Annotated in this window: 17 protein-coding genes; 5 read left to right on the forward strand and 12 right to left on the reverse strand. The window is 64.6% G+C overall.

Annotated elements, in window-relative coordinates:
- Window positions 1-72 precede the first annotated feature (72 nt).
- From glmM to orn, 3 genes are all read right to left on the reverse strand, one after another.
- Window positions 73-1,431 carry a phosphoglucosamine mutase gene (gene glmM, locus IGX34_RS20690; RefSeq protein ID WP_192557654.1) on the reverse strand — a complete coding sequence of 453 codons (1,359 nt, stop codon included), beginning with the start codon at window positions 1,429-1,431 and terminating at the stop codon, window positions 73-75.
- Window positions 1,432-1,590: 159 nt separating this feature from the next.
- On the reverse strand, window positions 1,591-2,496 hold the full coding sequence (gene folP, locus IGX34_RS20695) for a dihydropteroate synthase (protein ID WP_192557655.1): 906 nt from the start codon (window positions 2,494-2,496) through the stop codon (window positions 1,591-1,593).
- A 6-nt stretch (window positions 2,497-2,502) separates the two neighbouring features.
- The gene (gene orn / locus IGX34_RS20700; RefSeq protein WP_192557656.1) at window positions 2,503-3,063 is read right to left on the reverse strand and encodes an oligoribonuclease; all 561 of its coding nucleotides are present in this window, start codon (window positions 3,061-3,063) and stop codon (window positions 2,503-2,505) included.
- 92 nt (window positions 3,064-3,155) lie between these two features.
- On the opposite strand from orn, the gene sbcB reads away from it, so the two are divergent.
- Window positions 3,156-4,601: an exodeoxyribonuclease I gene (sbcB, locus tag IGX34_RS20705; RefSeq protein WP_192557657.1), complete on the forward strand. Its 1,446-nt coding sequence runs from the start codon at window positions 3,156-3,158 to the stop codon at window positions 4,599-4,601.
- Window positions 4,602-4,620: 19 nt separating this feature from the next.
- Window positions 4,621-5,307 carry a DUF2461 domain-containing protein gene (locus tag IGX34_RS20710; RefSeq protein ID WP_192557690.1) on the forward strand — a complete coding sequence of 229 codons (687 nt, stop codon included), beginning with the start codon at window positions 4,621-4,623 and terminating at the stop codon, window positions 5,305-5,307.
- 772 nt (window positions 5,308-6,079) lie between these two features.
- Here IGX34_RS20710 and lysS read toward each other — a convergent pair.
- The 3 genes from lysS to prfB form a co-directional block, all read right to left on the reverse strand.
- Window positions 6,080-7,597, reverse strand: coding sequence for a lysine--tRNA ligase (lysS, locus tag IGX34_RS20715; RefSeq protein ID WP_192557658.1), 1,518 nt, complete (start codon window positions 7,595-7,597; stop codon window positions 6,080-6,082).
- Window positions 7,598-7,706: 109 nt separating this feature from the next.
- Entirely contained in the window at window positions 7,707-8,033 is a 327-nt protein-coding gene (locus tag IGX34_RS20720) for a hypothetical protein (RefSeq protein WP_192557659.1), read from the reverse strand.
- Window positions 8,034-8,070: 37 nt separating this feature from the next.
- Window positions 8,071-9,196, reverse strand: a protein-coding gene (gene prfB / locus IGX34_RS20725) for a peptide chain release factor 2 (RefSeq protein ID WP_192557660.1) whose coding sequence is annotated in 2 segments (ribosomal slippage) — window positions 8,071-9,120 and window positions 9,122-9,196 — 1,125 coding nt in all. Because the reading frame shifts where the segments join, the coding sequence is not laid out codon by codon here.
- A 282-nt stretch (window positions 9,197-9,478) separates the two neighbouring features.
- On the opposite strand from prfB, the gene IGX34_RS20730 reads away from it, so the two are divergent.
- On the forward strand, window positions 9,479-10,798 hold the full coding sequence (locus IGX34_RS20730; RefSeq protein ID WP_192557661.1) for a retroviral-like aspartic protease family protein: 1,320 nt from the start codon (window positions 9,479-9,481) through the stop codon (window positions 10,796-10,798).
- Window positions 10,799-10,845: 47 nt separating this feature from the next.
- Here the strand turns inward: IGX34_RS20730 and asnB are convergent, their stop codons facing one another.
- The 6 genes from asnB to abc-f all read right to left on the reverse strand — a co-directional run bounded on the left by asnB (window position 10,846) and on the right by abc-f (window position 18,132).
- On the reverse strand, window positions 10,846-12,522 hold the full coding sequence (gene asnB / locus IGX34_RS20735) for an asparagine synthase B (RefSeq protein WP_192557662.1): 1,677 nt from the start codon (window positions 12,520-12,522) through the stop codon (window positions 10,846-10,848).
- A 98-nt stretch (window positions 12,523-12,620) separates the two neighbouring features.
- Window positions 12,621-12,929 (reverse strand): hypothetical protein, encoded by a 309-nt coding sequence (locus IGX34_RS20740; RefSeq protein ID WP_192557663.1) that lies wholly within the window; start codon window positions 12,927-12,929, stop codon window positions 12,621-12,623.
- Window positions 12,930-13,023: 94 nt separating this feature from the next.
- Entirely contained in the window at window positions 13,024-13,389 is a 366-nt protein-coding gene (locus IGX34_RS20745; protein ID WP_192557664.1) for a SpoIIAA family protein, read from the reverse strand.
- Between the two features lie 94 nt (window positions 13,390-13,483).
- Entirely contained in the window at window positions 13,484-15,208 is a 1,725-nt protein-coding gene (gene recJ / locus IGX34_RS20750; RefSeq protein WP_192557665.1) for a single-stranded-DNA-specific exonuclease RecJ, read from the reverse strand.
- Window positions 15,205-16,122 carry a phosphoglycerate mutase gene (locus IGX34_RS20755; protein ID WP_192557666.1) on the reverse strand — a complete coding sequence of 306 codons (918 nt, stop codon included), beginning with the start codon at window positions 16,120-16,122 and terminating at the stop codon, window positions 15,205-15,207. The genes recJ and IGX34_RS20755 overlap by 4 nt, the downstream gene beginning before the upstream one ends.
- 3 nt (window positions 16,123-16,125) lie before the next feature.
- Complete coding sequence (gene abc-f / locus IGX34_RS20760; protein ID WP_192557667.1) at window positions 16,126-18,132, reverse strand: ribosomal protection-like ABC-F family protein; 2,007 nt, start codon at window positions 18,130-18,132, stop codon at window positions 16,126-16,128.
- A 156-nt stretch (window positions 18,133-18,288) separates the two neighbouring features.
- Between abc-f and IGX34_RS20765 the strand changes: the two genes are divergently transcribed.
- Window positions 18,289-18,633, forward strand: coding sequence for a hypothetical protein (locus tag IGX34_RS20765; RefSeq protein ID WP_192557668.1), 345 nt, complete (start codon window positions 18,289-18,291; stop codon window positions 18,631-18,633).
- Between the two features lie 226 nt (window positions 18,634-18,859).
- Window positions 18,860-19,897, forward strand: a complete 1,038-nt coding sequence (locus IGX34_RS20770; protein ID WP_192557669.1) for an agmatine deiminase family protein — start codon at window positions 18,860-18,862, stop codon at window positions 19,895-19,897.
- The last annotated feature ends 39 nt before the right edge of the window (window positions 19,898-19,936 follow it).

The following is a 19,936-nucleotide window of genomic DNA, read 5'->3' on the forward strand; positions in this document are numbered from 1 at the left end:
GGACAGGCTCCCCTCCTTGGCGACCTGGGTTCTGGCTGTAGCGCCGGCCCGTTTCGGGCGGGCGCTACTGGTTCACGAGCGTTCGGCTGCGGATTTTACGACGGCGGCCAGCTGTTCTGCCAATTTCTGCACTTCGGCCCCGTCGGAGGCCTCGATGGTGACGCGCACCATCGGTTCGGTGCCGGAGGCGCGCAGCACCACGCGGCCGCGGCCCTTGAGCACCTGCTCGGTCTGCGCCAGCGCATCCTGCACGGCCTTGCTGCCGAGGGCCTCGCGGGCGCCCTCGGCGCGCACGTTGATCATCACTTGCGGCAGTTTGTGCAGGCCCTGGCGGGCGTCGGCCAGATCCAGGTCTTCGCCCTTCAGCGCTTCGAGCACGGCCAGCGCGGCAACGATGCCGTCGCCGGTGGTGGCGCGATCCAGGCACAGCAAGTGGCCGGAGGTTTCGCCGCCCAGCACGCCGCCGTGTTCTTTCAGCTTTTGCAGCACGAAGCGGTCGCCGACGTTGGCGCGGATCAGGTCCACGTTGATCTCGGCCAGCGCGAGTTGCAGGCCGTAGTTGCTCATCAGGGTGCCCACTACCGGGCCCTGCAGCATGCCGCGCCTATGCCAGCTGTGGGCCAGCACGTAGAGCATGTCGTCGCCGTCGCCGAGCACGCCGTTGCGATCCACCATCTGCACGCGGTCGCCATCGCCATCGAAAGCGAAGCCGATATCCGCGTTATGCGCCAGCACCGCCTGCTGTACGGCGTGCGGGTGCATGGAGCCGACTTTGTCGTTGATGTTGAAGCCGTCGGGGCGATCGCCGATCACGTGCAATTCGGCGCCGAGTTCGGCAAACACTTTGGGCGCGACTTGGTAGGTGGCGCCGTGCGCGCAGTCCAGCACGATTTTCATGCCGGCCAGGCTGAAATCTTCCGGCACGGTGGATTTGCAGAATTCGGCGTAGCGGGTGATGGCGTCGGTTACGCGCACCACCTTGCCCAGGTGTTCGGAATCGACGGTGGCGAATTCGGCTTCCACTTCGCGCTCGATCGCTTCTTCGACCTCATCGGAGAGTTTTTCGCCGTGGGTGGAGAAGAACTTGATGCCGTTGTCGTAGTGCGGGTTATGTGAAGCGCTGATCACAATGCCGGCGTCGGCGCGCAGGCTGCGCGTGAGGTAGGCGACGGCGGGCGTGGGCATGGGGCCGAACAGGCGCACGTCCGCACCGGCGGCGGCCAGGCCGGCTTCCAGGGCGGATTCGAACATGTAGCCGGAGACGCGGGTGTCCTTGCCGATCAGCACCATCGGGCGGCCCGGTCTTTTGCGCTGCGAGTGCAGCACCACGCCGAGGGCGCGGCCGAGGCGCAGCATGAAGTCGGCGCTGATGGGCCATTGGCCGACGCGCCCGCGGATGCCATCGGTACCGAAGTATTTGCGCTGACTCATGGGGTCCTGCCTTTTTGCTGTTTTTGTTTTGCCATCCTCAATGGCGAGGGGCGCGGCGATATTCACCTACTTTAGACGTCATTCCCGCGAAGGCGGGAATGACATCGGGCGAGAGTGACGTTTTACCGGTGAACTACCCTTTAACCCGCTACCCAATACTTAATCGTCGTCCGGCCAGCGCGGCATTGTCGGCGTATCCCGCCGTTCCGGCTGGTCGCCCGACTGCACGGCATGCCACACCTTCAGCGCATCCACGCTGGCGGCCACATCGTGTACCCGCACCATGCGCGCACCGCGCTGCACGGCGATCAGCGCCGCAGCTACCGAGCCGGCGGCGCGGTCGGCCGCCTGCTCGCGACCGGTAAGCGTGCCGATCATGGATTTGCGCGACAGCCCCACATAGACCCCGCTGCCCAGATCGCCGAAGCGCTCCAGCCGGCGCAGCAGGGCCAGGTTGTGTTCCAGGTCTTTGCCGAAGCCGAAGCCGGGGTCGACCATCACTTTGCGCCGGTCGATGCCGGCCAGTTCGCAGGCGAACAGGCGGTCGGTGAGGAAGCGGTGCACTTCGCCCACAACGTCGTCGTAATGCGGCGCATCCTGCATGCTGCGCGGCTCGCCCTGCATGTGCATCAGGCATACCGGCACGCGCAGTTCGGCGGCGGCATCCAGCGCGCCTTCGCGGCGCAGGGCGTAGATGTCGTTGATCATGCCCGCACCGGCGGCCACGGCCGCGCGCATCACTTCGGGCTTGGAGGTGTCGATGGCGATCGGCAGGCTGGTGCGGGCGATGAGCTGTTCGATCACCGGCAGCACCCGCTGCAATTCATCGGCAACGGAGACATCGGCCGCACCGGGGCGGGTGGATTCGCCGCCGATATCGAGCATGTCCGCGCCCTCTTCCGCCATGCGCAAACCATGCGCCACGGCGGCCTCGGTATCGGCAAACTGGCCGCCGTCGGAAAACGAATCCGGCGTGACATTGATGATGCCGACCACGCGCGGGCGATCCAGCGTCAGCGCGCGGCCGTTGCAATCGAGCACGGTGGCGAACAGGTCCGTCGACATGCTGGCTTACTCCGCGCCGCTAAGCGGTCCCATGAATTGGCGGTAGTAGCGCAGCTCGTCGATCGAATCGCGGATGTCGGAGAGCGCGGTGTGCGCCGATTCCTTGGCAAAGCCGCGGCAGATCGCCGGGGCCCAGCGGCGCGCCAGTTCCTTCAGGGTGGACACGTCGAGATTGCGGTAATGGAAGTAGCGTTCCAGCAAGGGCATCTGCCGATGCATGAAGCGGCGATCCTGGCAGATGGAGTTGCCGCACATCGGCGACTTGCCGGTGGGGATCCACTGGCGCAGGAATTCCAGGGTGGCCCGCTCGGCTTCGGCATGGGTGACGCTGGAGGTAACCACCTGGTCCCACAGGCCGGAGCGGCGGTGCTGGTTGCGGTTCCAGGTATCCATCCGCTCCAGGCGCTCTTCCTCGTGGCGGATGGCGAAGACAGGGCCCTCGGCCAGAATGACCAGATCCTTGTCGGTGACGATGGTGGCGATTTCCAAGATGGAATCGTTGTCGGTATCCAGACCGGTCATTTCCAGGTCGATCCAGATAAGGTTGTCTTCGTTGGCTTGGCTCATGCTTCCTCCCGGAAGCGCGCAGTCTAGCAAAGCGGCCCAGCCGGTATAGGGATGGCCATTGCCGCTGTCCGCTTCATGCGATCATGCCCGGCATGCATACCCTGTTCTGGCACGACTACGAGACCTTCGGCACGGATTCGCGGCGGGACCGGCCGGTGCAATTCGCCGGTATCCGCACCAACCTGGAGCTGGAGATTGTCGAGGAGCCGGTGATGTTCTACGGCAAGCCGCCGCGGGAGATGCCGCCCAGCCCGATGTCCTGCCTGATCACCGGCATCACGCCGCAAAAGGCCGAGCAGGAAGGCGTGATCGAAGCCGAATTTGCCGCACGCGTGCACGAGCAGCTGGCGGCGCCGGGCACCTGCGGGGTGGGCTATAACTCGCTGCGTTTCGACGACGAATTTTCGCGCCAGCTGTTCTACCGCAATTTCTTCGAGCCGTATGCGCGCGAATGGGAAAACGGCAATTCGCGCTGGGATTTGATCGATCTGGTGCGCATGTGCGCGGCGCTGCGCCCGGAAGGCATCGTGTGGCCCACCTATGAGGATGGGGTACCGAGCTTCCGGCTGGAGCATCTGGCCACCGCCAACCATCTGCAGCAGGAGCGCGCGCACGATGCCTTGTCGGACGTGCATGCGCTGATCGGCCTGGCCCGGCTGATCCGTGCGCGCCAGCCGCGCCTGTGGGAGTGGCATTACGCACTGCGCCGCAAGCAGCGCGTGTTCGAGCTGCTGGATGTGACCAGCATGACGCCGCTGGTGCATGTGTCGTCGCGCTATCCGTCCAGCCGCCATTGCCTGGCGGTGATCGTGCCGCTGGCGGTGCACCCTGCCCGCTCCGGTGAAATTATTGTGTACGACCTGGCCCAGGACCCGAGCGACCTGCTCAGCCTGGAGCCCGCGGAAATCGCCGACCGCATGTTCACCCCGCGCGCCGACCTGCCCGAAGGGGTGGAGCGGATTCCGCTGCGCACCGTGCATGCCAACCGCTCGCCGGCCCTGGCGCCGCTGTCGGCGCTGAAGGGTGTGGACATGCAGCGCCTGCAGCTGGATCTGGACCAGTGCCTGGCGCATGCGCAAACGCTGCGCGCGGCAACCGGCCTGGCCGACAAGCTGCGCAAGGTCTTCAAGCACGCGGCCGACCTGCCGCCGCCGGAAGATCCGGAGCTGGCCTTGTATAGCGGCTTTCTGCCCGACAGCGACAAGCGCCTGCTGCGCGAGGTACGCGCAACGCCAGCCGCACAGCTGGGGCAAAACGCGTTTACGTTCCGCGATTCCCGCTATGCGGAATTGCTGTTCCGCTATCGCGCACGCAACTGGCCGGAAAGCTTGTCGGCCGAGGAACGCGAGCGCTGGGAAAACTTCCGCAGCGCGCGGCTTAGCCGCCCCACGCCACTCACGGTGCAGACGCTGGGCGATTACTTCGAAGAGCTCAAGGCGCTGCGCCAGGATCCTGCCCACACTGACAAGCTCGCCCTGCTGGATCACTTGCAGGCCTGGGGCGAACAGCTCGCCGCCGAAACCGGTATTGCCGCCTGAACCACGGAATCGACATCGCATGCCAAGCACGTACTTCACCCCTGCCACCTTCAAGTTTCTGCGCGCCCTGGCGCGCAATAACAATCGCGAATGGTTTCTCAAGCACAAGGCCGAATACGAGCGCGATGTACGCGATCCGTTCCTGCAGCTGATTACCGATGTGCAGGCGCCGCTGGCGAAGATCAGCAAGCACTTTCGCGCCGATCCGCGCAAGAACGGCGGTTCGCTGTTTCGCATTTATCGCGATACGCGTTTTTCGGGGGATAAGGATCCGTACAAGCCCTGGGCCAGTGCGCGCTTCTTTCACGAACGGCGGCATGAGATTCCGGCGCCGTCGTTTTATCTGCATGTCCAGCCGGGGGATTGTTTTATTGGCGGCGGGATGTGGCATCCGGAGGCGGATGCGCTGAAGCGGATTCGCGCGTTTCTTGCCGATAATCCGGCGGCGTGGAAGCGGGCCACGCAGAGCAAGTCATTCGGCGAGCATTTTGAGTTTTGGGGGGAATCGCTGTCGCGGCCGCCGCGTGGTTACGATCCGGAGCATGAGTTGATCGGGGATTTGAAGCGCAAGGATTTTGCGGCGGGGGAAGGGTTTGAGGAATCGCTGGCGTGTTCGGCGGAGTTGTTGCCGTTTATGGTCGATCGGTACAAGAAGGTTGCGCCGATGATTGATTATTTGTGTGCGGCGCAGGAGTTGGATTTTTAGCTTTTTCTGTGCCCCACAGGTGGAGAGGGAGCACAGCTCTCCGCTCTTCCTCCTCTCCCCTTTGGGGAGAGGATCGAGGTGAGGGGGCACGCTCGCGGTGATCGAGATCAGAGCGCTGCTTTGAATGCACATCTTCGCGAGGTTGACCCCTCACCCCAGCCCTCTCCCCGGAGGGGAGAGGGGGCAGAGCTTCCTGCTCGTTATCCTCTTTCTCGTGATGGGATAGGCGCAGTTCCACGCTCTTCCTCCTCTCCCCTTTGGGGAGAGGATCGAGGTGAGGGGGACACGCTCGCGGTGATCGAGATTAGAGCGATGCTTTGAATGCACATCTTCGCGAGGTTGGCCCCTCACCCCAGCCCTCTCCCCGGAGGGGAGAGGGAGCAGGGCTTCCTGCTCGTTATCCTCTTTCTCGTGATGAGATGGGCGCAGTTCCACGCTCTTCCTCCTCTCTCCGGATGGCAAAGGGAGCACAGCTCTCCGCTCTTCCTCCTCTCCCCTGCGGGGAGAGGATCGAGGTGAGGGGGACACGCTCGCGGTGATCTAGATTAGAGCGATGCTTTGAATGCACATCTTCGCGAGGTTGGCCCCTCACCCCAGCCCTCTCCCCGAAGGGGAGAGGGAGTAGGTCGGCGTTTTTTCCGCGCGCTCGTGAGGCGGCCGCGTAGGTTGGGTTATTCCGGACTTGATCCGGGGGTAACCCAACGATGTTGCTACGAAGAAAGATCGTTGGGTTACGCTGCGCTAACCCAACCTACAGGGGCGGTGCGCGCCTTCAGGCTTCGGGGCGCATGTAGGGGAATAGCAGTACGTCGCGGATGGACGCGGAGTTGGTCAGCAGCATCACCAGGCGGTCGATGCCGATGCCCAGGCCGCCGGTGGGCGGCAGGCCTACTTCCAGGGCGCGGATGTAGTCGGCGTCGAAGTGCATGGCTTCGTCGTCGCCGGATTCCTTCGCATCCACCTGGGCCTGGAAACGCGCAGCCTGGTCTTCGGGATCGTTCAACTCGGAGAAGCCGTTGGCCAGTTCCTTGCCGTTGACGAACAGCTCGAAGCGGTCGGTGATGCCCTTGTCGACATCGTTCTCGCGCGCCAGCGGCGACACTTCCACCGGGTGATCGATGATGAAGGTGGGCTGCACCAGGGTGTGTTCCACCGTCTTCTCGAAGATCTCCAGCAGCAGCTTGCCCCAGCCGTAGCCGGGCTTCACATGGATGCCCAGTCGCTGCGCATGCGCAGCCATCGCCGCGCGGTCGCGCAGTTCTTCGCGCTTGATCTCGGGGTTGAGTTCCAGCACCGCATCTTCCATGCGCCAGCGGCGGAAGGCCGGGCCAACATCGATGCTGGCGCCATCCCAATGCAGTTCGGTGGTGCCCAGTACCTGCGTGGCGGTATCGCGGATCACGGCCTCGGTGAGGTCCATGATTTCGTGATAGGTGGCGTAGGCCTGGTACAGCTCCAGCATGGTGAATTCGGGGTTGTGCCGGGTGGACACGCCCTCGTTGCGGAAGTTGCGGTTGATCTCGTAGACGCGGTCGAAACCGCCCACTACCAGGCGCTTCAGATACAGCTCCGGCGCCACGCGCAGGAACAGGTCGATATCCAGCGCATTATGGTGGGTGATGAACGGACGCGCAGTGGCACCACCGGGGATGATGTGCATCATCGGCGTTTCCACTTCCATAAAGCGGCGCGGCTCGGCCTCCAGCCACTTGCGCATGTAGCCGATGATGCGCGAGCGCAGCGCGAAGGTGCGGCGTGCTTCTTCGGTAACGATCAGGTCGACGTAGCGCTGGCGATAGCGCTGCTCCACGTCGGCCAGGCCGTGCCACTTGTCCGGCAGCGGGCGCAGGCTCTTGGTGAGCAGGCGCAGCTGATCCACCTTCACCGACAGCTCGCCGGTCTTGGTGCGCATCAGCACGCCTTCGGCGCCGACGATGTCGCCCACGTCCCAGCTCTTGAAGGCTTCGTAGGCGTCGCCCACCGTGCCGGCGTGGATAAACAGCTGGATGCGGCCGGTGAAATCCTGCATCTGCACGAAGCTGACCTTGCCCTGCACGCGCTTGAGCACGATGCGACCGGCCACTTTGACGCGGCGCGCGGCGGCTTCGATCGCTTCGGCGGTGTGCGCGTCTTTGTCGGCGAATTCGTTTTGCAGATCGCCGGCAAAGGCATCCACCTTGAAATCATTCGGGAACGCGATGCCCTGCTCGCGCAACGCGCTGAGTTTTTCGCGGCGCTCGGCGATCAGCTTGTTCTCGTCGATGGGCAGGTTGTCGGTGGAGTCAGTCATGGAGATCCCAGTTGCAGCCGACGCTCGTGCCAATGGCCGAACGCCTTGTTATGCATCGCTTGATTGTGAAAACAATGCGGGTGGCGATTCTTGGCAGAACAGCCCCCCGTCAATCACCCTTGTGGAACACCTGCTTGACCGCATGCCACCCCTGCGCGGCACCGTGTCCGATATCGCGGCCGACGTTGGCAGCGCCATGCCCCACCGTTCTGGCGGCATTGGCGGTGCCGTGGCCGACTGTCCTGGCGGCATCGGCCGTACCGTGACCGACCGTCCTGGCGGCGTCGGCGGTGCCGTGCCCCACGTCGCGGGCGCCATTGCCGATCGCATGACCGGCATCCTTGGCATCCTGCTTTACGGTCTGGCCGGCTGCGTCGGCGCAGCACGCGAAGGCAAAGCACAGTAGCAGGATTGCGCAGATCTGCTTGCGGTTCATGCCATGTCTCCGTATTCGCGTCCGAGGTTACCCGAGGTCAGGCATCGAGGCGCCTGGCGCCGGCATCCAGGCCGGACTTGAGGCTGGCTTCCACGAACTCGTCCAGGTCGCCGTCCAGCACCTTTTGCGTATCGGTGCGCTCGATGCCGGTGCGCAGATCCTTGATGCGGCTCTGGTCGAGCACGTAGTTGCGGATCTGGCTGCCCCAGCCGATGTCGGACTTGGTGGCTTCCAGCGCATCCTTCTCGGCATTGCGCTTTTGCACCTCAAGCTCGTACAGCTTGGCTTTGAGCATTTTCATGGCGCGGTCGCGGTTGGCGTGCTGGCTGCGCTCGGTCTGGCAGGCCACCACTACGCCGCTGGGCACGTGGGTGATACGCACGGCCGATTCGGTCTTGTTGACGTGCTGGCCGCCGGCACCGGAAGAACGGTACACGTCGGTTTTGAGGTCCGCCGGGTTGATCTCGATGTCGATGTCGTCATCCACTTCCGGCGACACGAACACCGAGGTGAAGCTGGTGTGGCGGCGGTTGTCGGAATCGAACGGGCTCTTGCGCACCAGGCGGTGCACGCCGATTTCGGTTTTCAGCCAGCCGTAGGCGTAGTCGCCTTCCACGCGGAAGGTAGCGGACTTGATGCCGGCCACTTCGCCCGCGCTGGCTTCCATCAGCTCGACCTTCCAGCCGCGCGCTTCGCACCAGCGCAGGTACATGCGCAGCAGTATTTCGGCCCAGTCCTGCGCCTCGGTGCCGCCGGCGCCAGCCTGGATGTCCACGAAGGCGTTGGACGAATCCATCTTGCCGGAGAACATGCGCTGGAATTCCAGCTTGCCGACTTCGCCGTCGATCTTGTTGACGTCCACGACCACCGATTGCACGGTGTCCCCGTCGCCGTCGGCGGCGGCCATTTCCAGCAGTTCGCCGGCGTCGGCCAGGCCTGAGCTGATGCGGTCGATGCCGCTGACGATGGTGTCGAGGCGGGCGCGTTCGCGGCCCAGTTCCTGTGCGCGGGGCGGATCGTCCCAGACGTTGGGGTTTTCCAGTTCGCGGCTTACTTCTTCCAGACGCTCACGCTTGGTGGCGTAGTCAAAGATACCCCCTAAGCGACTCGATGCGGCCGGTGAGGTCCGCGATCTGCGCGAGGATCGGATTGGTTTCGATCATGGTGGGATGAACCTGATGTGGCGGCGCCCGGGCGGGCGCGAATCAAACGGTAATGCTAGCAAATCGGCTGTTGAGGCGCCTAGCGGGCCGGGCTGTGGGGAGGCCTGCCTGCGCCGGAATGACGGGCGGGTGAGATTGCAGCTTTTTTTTCCAACCAACGCAGCACACAAGAAACAGCGCCAAAACCGCAACAATTTGCTCGTTGCTGTCATATGTGAATAAGGATTCAATAGCCGCGGCCTGGACGTCCCCGCCCCACGTTGTGAACCATAGGAGTTGGTTATGCGCTTGCCCCTGCCCCTGGCTGCCCTCTCGCTTGCTCTCGCCCTGTCCTTCCCGCTGCTGGCACAGACACCCGCCAGCACCGCCTCGACCATTCAAGAAAATCCCTCGGCCACGCTGATCCGCGCGGTGATCGAAGCGGTGCGCAAGGCGGACCTGCCTGCGCTGGATCAGCTCGATACGCAGTCGACGGATCCGGCCACCCATGCACTCACTGCCATGGCCCGTTCGCGCATCCACGCCGATTTCCAGCAATCGGGCCAGCAGGCCAAAGCCTGCGAGCAGCAGTTCCTCAGCAGCAATCCCGGGGTGGCGATTTTCTGCGCCCGCTTCGGCATCGGCGACCTGCGCCTGGCCGGACAGGAAGCGCAGGCCGAGCAGGCCGACCTGGACATGGTGCAGCGCTACGCCAGCAAGCTGTCGCCCGATGCGCTGCAGGGCATGCAGGCGCACGCCGCGCTGTATGACAAGCAGCCGGCGCTGGACGTGCAGCGGCCGGCAGGCGCATTCACTATCCCGCTGCAGCCGCATAATTTCCGCAAGCAGAACGGCGACCTGCATCAGAGCAACAATCGGGACATCGCTGTCACCGTCAATGGCCATGAGGCGGTGCTGGATGTGAATACCGCCGCCGCTTACGTGATCCTCGATCCGAGCACGGCGCGGGAGCTGGGCGTGCGCATCACCGATGCCAACGCCATCGCCAATGGGCCGCTGTCGAAGCATGTGCCGGTGCAGTTCGGCATCATCGACAAGCTCAGCTTTGCCGGTGTGACCGTAAGCAACGCGCCGGTGATGGTCGATCCGGGCAATGACCGCACGGTGCTCGGCATGGGCATCCTCAAATACCTGGGCGCGTTCCGCATGACCAAGGACGCGATCCAGGTATATGCCACCAACGGCAATACGCCGCCGGCCGCGGCGCAGCCGATGCTGGTCGGCACCGCGGTCGACGGCCGCAGCCTGCGGCTGGTGGCGCCGCTGAGCATCAATGGCAGCACGGAACTGGCGGTGCTCAATACCGGCAACCCGTTCTATCTGACCGGCGACAAGGATGCGCTGGCCGAACTCGATACCCGCTTCGCCGGCCAGACCCGGATGCGCGACGCCGGCCCGATGGTGCATCGGACTGTGTTCAACCGCACCATCGCCGACGTGGTGATCGGCGGGCAGCCGATGAAGCTGAAGTTTGGGGTGTACGCCGAGGCCGAGATGAACTGGAAATACCAGCTCGGGCTCAGTGCGCTGCAGGACATGGATATCTACGTCGACTTTGCCAACCGCCAGCTGGCACTGATTCCCAAGGCGGATATCAAGTAAGCGAACCGGGCGCGCGATGACCACTCGCATCGTGCGCCCGGCTTGACTCAGGCAGTAGCTTCCAGCGCATGCGCATGCACGCCGCGCACCGCGCGGCCGGACGGATCGGCTGCCGCAGCAAACGACGGATCCCAGGCCAGCGCGGCTGGCGAGGAGCAGGCAATGGATTTGCCGCCCGGCACCGTCGCCGCACAGGCCTCGCCCGGAAAATGCTTTTCGAAGATACGCCGATACAGATACGCCTCCTTGGTGGCCGGCGTGTTGAACGGATAGCGCGCGGCGGCAGCGGCGAATTCGCGATCGCTGATTGCTTGTTCGGCGTGCGCCTTCAGGCCATCGATCCAGCCGTAGCCCACGCCATCGCTGAACTGCTCTTTCTGGCGCCACAGAATCGCTTCCGGCAAGGCGCCGTCGAAGGCTTCGCGCAGCACCGCTTTCTCGATCCTGCCCTTGCCCGCCATCTTGTGCGTGGCATCCATGCTCATCGCCACTTCCATGAAGTCCAGATCGAGGAAGGGCACGCGCGCTTCCACGCCCCAGGCCATCATCGACTTGTTGGCGCGCAGGCAGTCGTAGCTGTGCAAGGCATCGAGCTTGCGCACGGTTTCTTCGTGGAAGGCTTCGGCCGAGGGCGCCTTATGGAAATACAGATAGCCGCCGAAGATTTCGTCCGCACCTTCGCCGGACAGCACCATCTTCACGCCCATCGCCTTGATGCGGCGAGCCAGCAGGTACATCGGGGTGGAAGCACGGATGGTGGTGACATCGTAGGTTTCGATATGGCGGATCACTTCCGGCAATGCATCCAGGCCTTCCCAGAACGAATAGATAAAGCCGTGATGCACGGTGCCCAGCGCATCGGCCACTACTTTTGCCGCGGCCAGGTCGGGTGAACCTTCCAGGCCGATGGCGAAGGAATGCAGGCGCGGCCACCAGGCTTCGCTGCGGTCTTCGTCTTCGATGCGTTCGCGGGCGAAGCGCGCGGCGCAGGCGGCGACCAGCGAGGAATCCAGGCCGCCAGAAAGCAATACGCCATAGGGCACGTCGGTCATCAGCTGGCGATGCACAGCCTGCTCGAATGCCTGGCGCAATTCGCCCTCGCCCGGCGCGTGGCCTTTGGTGGCCGCGTAATCGCGCCAGGGGCGCTGGTAATAACGCTGCAATTGGCCGCTGGCGCTGTCGTAGACATGGCCGGGCGGAAACGGCGCCACGTCGGCGCAGACGCCGGCCAACGCCTTCATTTCGGAAGCGACGCACAGGCGTCCCTGCGCATCGTGACCCCAATACAGCGGGCAGACGCCGATCGGATCGCGTGCGATCAGGTAACGCTTGGCCTCGCCATCCCACAGTGCGAAGGCGAAGATGCCGTTGAGTTGGCCGAGGAAGTCCGCGCCATGTTCCTGGTACAGCGCGTTGATCACTTCGCAATCGGAGCCGGTGGTGAAGTCGTAGCCGCTGCGCGCGCGCAATTCGCGGTGGTTGTAGATCTCGCCATTCACCGCCAGCGCCAGCTTTCCATCACGCGAACGCAGCGGCTGCGCGCCGCTGGCCGGATCGACGATGGCCAGGCGCTCGTGCACCAGGATTACCCCCGCATCCACGTACACGCCGCTCCAATCCGGCCCGCGGTGGCGCTGGCGCTGCGACAGCTCCAGCGCCAGCAGGCGTAACGCAGCCAGGTCATCGCCCGGTTGCAGGTCGAACATTCCGAAGATGGCACACATGACAGGTTCCTTTTGCTCGAGTGGTGGGTTGAAGCGATAAAAACAAAAGGGCCCGCACTTGGCGGGCCCTTTTGCGTGTGTATGGTTGTTACCCTGTTCTACACGCCGGCCCACCCGTGATGACGGGTATTATTATTGGCGTTGTTATTCAGGCCGACCGCAGCCACGCACACACGCGCCGGAATGGCGGCGTTGTTGAGCAGATGGCTGGCGCGGGACAGGTTCATAAGGTCGAATAGACCACAGCCCGCATCGATGCGCAAGCGGCCAGCGATCGGAATAATCGGATCTCTTTCCCCTGAATTTGTTGCATGTGTTACCGATTGGGAAACACTGCTTGTGGTCATGCCATGAACTATCGTGCCGATGGCCCCACATTTTTCGTGCAAATACACAGATACCGTCATGCCGTCATTCCCGCAAAAGCGGAAATGACGGCTCGGCAATGGGGCCTCAATGAAATGCCAGCCCGGCAAGCAGACGCTTCGTGCCCAACGCCATTCAAGGCTCCGTGATCCAGCGCACGGCTTCGTCCATCTGGGCGTTGCTGAACAGCTTGAAGTGGCTGGGCATGGCAAAGCCGAACACATTGGACATCACGCGCATCCAGCCCACGTCGGTGACCAGCGCAGTACGTTCCCAACCGCTGATGTGGCGGAAGCCGAGTTTCATGTCATCCCACATCGCACCCGGCGCGAAGCCGACGAAGTCCTCGCCGACGATGATGATCGAGCGCACTTTGCGATTGAGCGCAAAGGCCGCTTCGATATCCGGCACCATCACGCTTTCGTAGTCGTCGGCGGTGACGGTGCCGCGCATGCGGAAACCCAGGATGCCGGCCGGCAGATTGGGGAGCTGTTCGATCATGACGAGCACTCCTTGATGCAGGGTGCGTTTATCCAAACGCGATTCGCACCCGTATTACAAGTGGCGCCGTGTAAAAAATGCGTGCACAGCAGTGTCAGGCCGGCTCGATATGCCGCAGCAGCACGCGTGCGGATTCGCGTCCCTGCCAGTCGTTGATGGTGAGTTCATACGCGGCGCGCAGCACGGTGGGCGGCGGCGTACCGTCGTAGACGTTGAACATCACGGCATCGTAGAGCGCATCGTCGCGCGGATCGCGCAGGCTCATACGCAGATGTTTTTCGCCCATGCTGCGCCAGCTGAAGCATTCGAAGCGGTTTTCGAACACCGGCTCCGGGAACGCCTGCCCCCATGGGCCTGCGTAGCGCAGCAAGCGCGCCATCTCCAGTGTGCAGAAGCCGACGGGCATTTCGCCGTCGGTCAACAGCACCGCCTGCAGTTGTTCCTCGCTCAGCCATTCGCGTGCCACGGCGTCGAAGGCGGCGGCGAAGCGCGGATAGTCGCGCGCATGCAAACTCAGGCCGGCGGCCATGGCATGGCCGCCGAAGCGTTCGATCAGGCCGGGATGGCGTGCATCGACGGCCGCCAGTGCGTCGCGGATATGGAAGCCGGCAATCGAACGCGCCGAACCGCGCAGATGATCGGGACTGTCTTCACCGGCCGGCGCAAAGGCGATCACCGGACGATGCAGCCGTTCTTTCAACTTGGAAGCGACCAGGCCAACCACGCCGGCATGCCAGCTCGGCTCGAACAGGCTGACGCCAACGGTGCCGTCGTCGACGGTGCCGGCATGGGCCACCATCAACTCCGCCTCCGCCACCATCGCCGCCTGCAAGTCGCGGCGCTCCTGGTTGATCGAGCTGAGCAGTTCGGCGTAGTGGCGTGCCTGGCGCGCATCGTCGGTAAGCAGGCATTCCACGCCCAGGCGCATGTCTTCCAGGCGGCCGGCAGCGTTCAAGCGCGGGCCGACGGCATAACCCAGATCACTGGTGCACAGGCTGGCAACGTCGCGCTTGCTGGCTTCGACCAGGGCGGTGATGCCGGCGCAACCGCGGCGGCTGCGCAGGCGCTTCATGCCGGCTTCGACCAGCACGCGATTGTTGAAATCCAGCGGCACCAGGTCGGCCACCGTGCCCAGCGCGACCAGATCCAGCAGCACCGACAGATCCGGCTCGGCATGCGCGCTGAAATGACCTTGCTCACGCAGCTGCGCGCGCAAGGCCAGCAGTACGTAGAACATCACGCCGACGCCCGCCAGGGCCTTGCTGGGGAAGTCGTCGCCGTGCAGGTTCGGATTGACGATGGCATCGGCCGCCGGCAGGTATTCGCCCGGCAGATGGTGATCGGTGACGATCACGCGCATGCCGCGCGATTTGGCGGCCGCCACGCCGGGCACGCTGGCCACGCCGTTGTCCACCGTTACCACCAACTGCACGTGGTCCGGCAGCGAGGCGACCAGTTCCGGCGTAAGACCGTAGCCGTGCACGAAGCGATTGGGCACCGCGTAATCCACGCGCCGCGCACCCAGCAGGCGCAGGCCGCGCACCGCGACGGCAGTGCCGGTGGCGCCATCGCAGTCGTAATCGCCGGCGATCATGATCGAGGCATCGTCGCGGATCGCCTGCGCCAGCAACGCCACGGCCTGCGGCATGCCGCCCAGTTGCTGCGGCGACAGCAGGCGATTCAGGCGATGCTCGGCCTGATCGGGACCGAGCACGCCACGCGCGGCATAGATACGTTGCAGCACCGGATGCAGTTGATCGCCCCACCCCGCCGGCTCGCCCAGCAGCGGACGGCGGCGCAATTGCAGCTTGCCGGTCATGCGGTGCGGCGCCAGAAGCGCAGGCGATGCCAGGGCCGATGCAGCCAGCGCTCGCCGCTGGCAAAGGCGAACACCAGCGGCTGACGCCGGGCCAGGCTTTGCAGCGCCGGCCAGCAGCGGCCGGCAATGTCATCCGCGCTCAGGTCCTGCAGATCGATCAGCCAGCCGGCGCGTGCGGCATGCAAGGATTCATCGCTGCGCGCTTGCAGCGCTATGCCTGCGCGCGCGGCCAGTGCCTGCAACAACAAGTCTTCACTGATCACGCCGGCCAGTGCGGCGCGCAGTTGCGCCGGCAAGCTGCCGCCGCCCCATAGCCACACACTGTTCACCGGCGGCAAACCGCGCGCGCGCCGCTCGGCATTCACCGCATGCTGATGCAGCAGCACCTGCACTTCGTTCAACAGCAGGCGCCAGCGGCGGCCTTCCTCACCCTGCGGCAGATGTTGGTAGAGATCTTCGCCCAGCGCCTGTTCCGGTGCGGCAAAATCCGGCAGCGCGGTCTGCGGCGGCAAGCGCAGATGCCAGCGATCGGGCGCGGTGACTTCCAGCGTGATGCCGGCTTCGGCGAACACCGGCTGCAAGGGTTCGGCCAGGGCCTGCGCCTCGCCCATGCTCAACTGCAATTGCCCGCAGGCCAGCAGCCGCGCACCGGTGAGATCGGGCTGCACCCAGGCGGGATCGGCACTCAGCCACAGCGCATCGCCGGCATCATGGGCCAGGTGTTCGCGCGTCAGCGCCGCCGCCGGCATGCGTTCGCCGCACGGAAAATAGCCGGCCAGGCCGCTGAGATAACCCTTGGCGCCGTCGTCCAGGCGATCGGCGCGCAGCAGCAGTCGGCGCAGTGGATGGGCGGAACCGAAGCGCGGCAGATCCGGCAGCCAGCATTTCAGCGGAGCGTTCGACGTGGCAGGCATGGCTCAGGCTTCGAGCAGTTCGTACAGCTCCAGCCATTCGGCTTCGAGCGTTTCTTTTTCCTTGCGCAGCTCGGACTGGCGCTGGCCCAGTTTCATCAGCTCGGCGGTGGGACCGTTGTAGGTCTGCGGATCGGCGAGCTTCTGCTCCAGCGCAGTCAGGTCGACTTCGATGGCGGCCACGCGGGTCTCGATTTTCTTTACGCGCTGGCGCGTGGCTTTTTCGTTCTCGCGCTGCGCGGCGGCCGCACGGCGGCGATCGGCCGCCGATTCCAGCGGCTTTGCATCGGTCTCGGCGGTTTTCTTCGGCGCTCCGCTGCGTGCGCGCAACCAGCGCGCGTAATCGTCCAGATCGCCATCGAAGGGTTCGACCTTGCCATCGGCCACGCGCCAGAAACTGTCGCAGACCATGCCGAGCAGATGACGATCGTGCGACACCAGCACCAGCGCACCATCGAAGTCGGCCAGGGCGTCGGCCAGGGCTTCGCGCATATCCAGGTCGAGATGGTTGGTGGGTTCGTCGAGCAGCAGCAGATTGGGTTTGTCCCAGGCGATCAGAGCCAGCGCCAGGCGTGCGCGCTCGCCGCCGGAGAAGCCATCCACCGATTCGAAGGCGCGATCGCCGGCGAAATTCCAGTTGCCGAGAAAATCGCGCAGTACCTGCGCCGATACGCCGGGCGCCTTGTCCTGCAGATGATCGAACGGGCTGGCGCCTTCGCGCAGGCTTTCCACCGTGTGCTGGGCGAAGTAGCCGATTTTCAGATCCTTGTGCGCCTTGCGCTCGCCCGCCAGCGGAGGCAGTTCGCCGACCAGGGTTTTCACCATGGTCGATTTACCGGCGCCGTTGGGGCCGAGCAGGCCGATGCGCTCCCCCGCTTCCAAACGAAAACGCACATCCGCCAGGATGACGATCGCCCCTTCTCCCCGCCGGGCAGAAGGTTGGGATGAGGGGGCAACCTCGCGGTGATGCGTATCAGTGCGTCGCTCCGATACTGATCCATCGCCAGCGTGCTCCCTCTCCCCGGAGGTGAGAGGGAGAGGAGCGTCGTAGCCTGCGGCAATTTCTTCCAACTGCAGCATGGAATCGGGCACGCGATCGGGCACCGCGAACTGAAAGCGGAATGCACGCTCTGCGCGCACCGCTTCGGTACCGGCCATTTTCTCCAGCCGCTTCATGCGCGACTGCGCCTGCTTGGCCTTGCTGGCCTTGGCCTTGAAGCGATCGATAAAGGACTGCAGGTGCGCGCGCTCGACCTGTTCGCGCTCGTGCGCAATCTGCTGCAGGCGCAATTGCTCGGCGCGCTGCAGTTCGAACGAGCTGTAGTTGCCGGTGTAGAGCTTGCCCCGGCCCTCGTTGAGATGCAGCGTGTGGGTGATCACGCCGTCGAGGAATTCGCGGTCGTGCGAGATCACCAGCAAGGTGCCCTGGTAGCGGCGCAGCCATTCTTCCAGCCACAGCACGGCGTCGAGGTCCAAGTGGTTGGTGGGCTCGTCGAGCAGCAGCAGATCGGACGGCGCCATCAGCGCGCGCGCCAGGTTCAGGCGCACGCGCCAGCCACCGGAGAATTCGCATACCGCGCGTTCGTGTGTTTCGGGACTGAAGCCGAGTCCGTGCAGCAGGCGCCCGGCGCGGGCGCGGGCGTCGTAGCCGTGCAGCTCTTCGATGCGGTGATGCGCACGCGCCATCGCTTCGGTATCGCCACGCGCCTGAGCATCGAACTCATCGCGCAGAGCGGCGGCCAGTTCCACGTCGCCGCCCATCACATATTCGATCGCCGGATCGGGCAAGGCGGGCGTTTCCTGCGCCACCGAGGCCAGCCGCAGCCGGGCCGGCATGTCCAGTTCACCGTGGTCGGCTTCCAGTTGTCCCTGCAGGGCGGCGAACAGGCTCGACTTGCCGCAGCCATTGCGGCCGACCACGCCCAGGCGCCAGCCGCTCTGGATCACCAGGTCGATATCGGAAAGCAGCAGGCGGCTGCCGCGGCGCAGGGCGAAGTGGCGAAAAGCAATCATCTGGAACGGGCTCAGGGGCCGGGCATCGGTGCCCGTGGCCGACCATGATAACGGGTGCAGATCATGCCTAGGTCACATCTGCCCGTTTTGCTCGTGGCACCGTTTCGACACTTCTGCTAAAACGACGCGGATAACGCTTCACGCGGAGAGGGGACCATGTTCAAGCACCGTTACCACCTGCCCTTGCTGGCAGCGATCGCCTTCGGCACCGGCCTGGCCAGCATGCAGGCGGCGCACGCGCAGGAGACGCTGACCCAGCGCGTGCAGGACGAAAAAGGCATGAACCTGCCGACCCGCGGCATGAGCATGGGCCAGGTCGAGAAGCAGTATGGCGAGCCCTTGCGCAAGCTGTCGCCGCGCGGCGGCGATTCGTCCAAGCATCCGACCATCAACCGCTGGGAATACACCAGCTTCATCGTGTATTTCGAACAGAGCCACGTGATTCATTCCGTGCTCAATACGCCGGCGGGCAATAACCAGAATCCGACGGCGGTCAACTGACGTCCTGCGCCCTCTCCCCAGCGGGGAGAGGGTTGGGGTGAGGGGCCAAGGCTTGCCTCGAGCCTCATCCAAGCGACGCTTCGATCGCTGTTCTTTCGCGAGAATGCTTGCTCATCCTGCTCCGTGCCCGGTACGGAGAGGGCAAAGCGTCATCCGCTCACGCTAAACTTGCACACTTGCCGTCCGGCTCCATGCCGGCCTTCATTTTCGCGCGAGTGTTGTCCCCATGACCGATTCCACCTTGCGCCTGCCGGCCGAATGGGAGCCGCAGGCCGCCGTCCTGATTGCCTGGCCACATGCCGGCACCGACTGGGCCGAACGGCTCGAGGCCGTCGAGTCCACGTATGTGGCGCTGGCCGCAGCCGTCACCCGCTTCCAGCCGCTGATCATCGTGGTGGCCGATGCCGCGCTGCGCGCGCATGTCACGGCGAAACTGCAAGCTGCGCAGGCCGACATGGCGCGTGTGCGTCTGGTGGAAGTGCCGTATGACGACACCTGGCTGCGCGATTCCGGCCCGATCACCTTGCGCGACGGCGCCCGCTTCCAGCTCACCGATTTCCGTTTCACCGGCTGGGGCGGCAAGTTCGGCGCCGAGCAGGACGATGCGCTGATCGCCGGCCTGGTCGAAGCCGGCGTGTTCGGCTATGCCGCGCACAAGCGCATCGACTGGGCGCTGGAAGGCGGCGGCATCGAGAGCGACGGCGCCGGCACCATTCTCACTACCTGGCGCTGCCTGGTGCAGCGCCATCCGGAGCAATCGCGCGAGGAAATGACCGCGATCCTGCGCGAAGGCCTGCATGCCCAGCGCGTACTGTGGCTGGACTACGGCTATCTGGAAGGCGACGACACCGACGCGCATATCGATACGCTGGCGCGCTTCGCGCCGGGCGAGCGCATCGTGTACCAGGCCTGCGACGATGCCGGCGACGTGCATCATGACGAACTGCAGCGCATGGGCGAGGAACTGGCCTCGCTGCGCACCGTCGACGGCAAGCCCTACAAGCTGTATCCGCTGCCCTGGGCCAAGCCGATTCTCGACCAAGGGCGCCGCCTGGCCGCCTCTTACGCCAATTACCTGATCGTCAACGGCGCCGTGCTGGTGCCGGCCTATGGCGACGCCGCCGACGACGAAGCCGCGCGCATCATCGGCCAGGCCCACCCCGGCCGCAGCGTGGTGCAGGTGCCCTGCCGCCCGCTGATCTGGCAAAACGGCAGCCTGCACTGCATCACCATGCAGCTGCCAGCAGGGTTGATCGACGCCTGAGCGCGGCCGGCGGCGGTCAATCGCCTGCCACGCGCTTCC

It is taken from the genome of Dyella acidiphila, assembly GCF_014863405.1.
GTDB classification, from domain to species: domain Bacteria; phylum Pseudomonadota; class Gammaproteobacteria; order Xanthomonadales; family Rhodanobacteraceae; genus Dyella_B; species Dyella_B acidiphila.

Excerpts from the sequence above, each read along its gene's own strand:
- glmM (WP_192557654.1), bottom strand. The coding sequence starts at position 1,431 with ATGAGTCAGCGCAAATACTTCGGTACCGATGGCATCCGCGGGCGCGTC.
- folP (WP_192557655.1), bottom strand. The coding sequence starts at position 2,496 with ATGTCGACGGACCTGTTCGCCACCGTGCTCGATTGCAACGGCCGCGCG.
- orn (WP_192557656.1), bottom strand. The coding sequence starts at position 3,063 with ATGAGCCAAGCCAACGAAGACAACCTTATCTGGATCGACCTGGAAATG.
- sbcB (WP_192557657.1), top strand. The coding sequence starts at position 3,156 with ATGCATACCCTGTTCTGGCACGACTACGAGACCTTCGGCACGGATTCG.
- IGX34_RS20710 (WP_192557690.1), top strand. The coding sequence starts at position 4,621 with ATGCCAAGCACGTACTTCACCCCTGCCACCTTCAAGTTTCTGCGCGCC.
- lysS (WP_192557658.1), bottom strand. The coding sequence starts at position 7,597 with ATGACTGACTCCACCGACAACCTGCCCATCGACGAGAACAAGCTGATC.
- IGX34_RS20720 (WP_192557659.1), bottom strand. The coding sequence starts at position 8,033 with ATGAACCGCAAGCAGATCTGCGCAATCCTGCTACTGTGCTTTGCCTTC.
- IGX34_RS20730 (WP_192557661.1), top strand. The coding sequence starts at position 9,479 with ATGCGCTTGCCCCTGCCCCTGGCTGCCCTCTCGCTTGCTCTCGCCCTG.
- asnB (WP_192557662.1), bottom strand. The coding sequence starts at position 12,522 with ATGTGTGCCATCTTCGGAATGTTCGACCTGCAACCGGGCGATGACCTG.
- IGX34_RS20740 (WP_192557663.1), bottom strand. The coding sequence starts at position 12,929 with ATGACGGTATCTGTGTATTTGCACGAAAAATGTGGGGCCATCGGCACG.
- IGX34_RS20745 (WP_192557664.1), bottom strand. The coding sequence starts at position 13,389 with ATGATCGAACAGCTCCCCAATCTGCCGGCCGGCATCCTGGGTTTCCGC.
- recJ (WP_192557665.1), bottom strand. The coding sequence starts at position 15,208 with ATGACCGGCAAGCTGCAATTGCGCCGCCGTCCGCTGCTGGGCGAGCCG.
- IGX34_RS20755 (WP_192557666.1), bottom strand. The coding sequence starts at position 16,122 with ATGCCTGCCACGTCGAACGCTCCGCTGAAATGCTGGCTGCCGGATCTG.
- abc-f (WP_192557667.1), bottom strand. The coding sequence starts at position 18,132 with ATGATTGCTTTTCGCCACTTCGCCCTGCGCCGCGGCAGCCGCCTGCTG.
- IGX34_RS20765 (WP_192557668.1), top strand. The coding sequence starts at position 18,289 with ATGTTCAAGCACCGTTACCACCTGCCCTTGCTGGCAGCGATCGCCTTC.
- IGX34_RS20770 (WP_192557669.1), top strand. The coding sequence starts at position 18,860 with ATGACCGATTCCACCTTGCGCCTGCCGGCCGAATGGGAGCCGCAGGCC.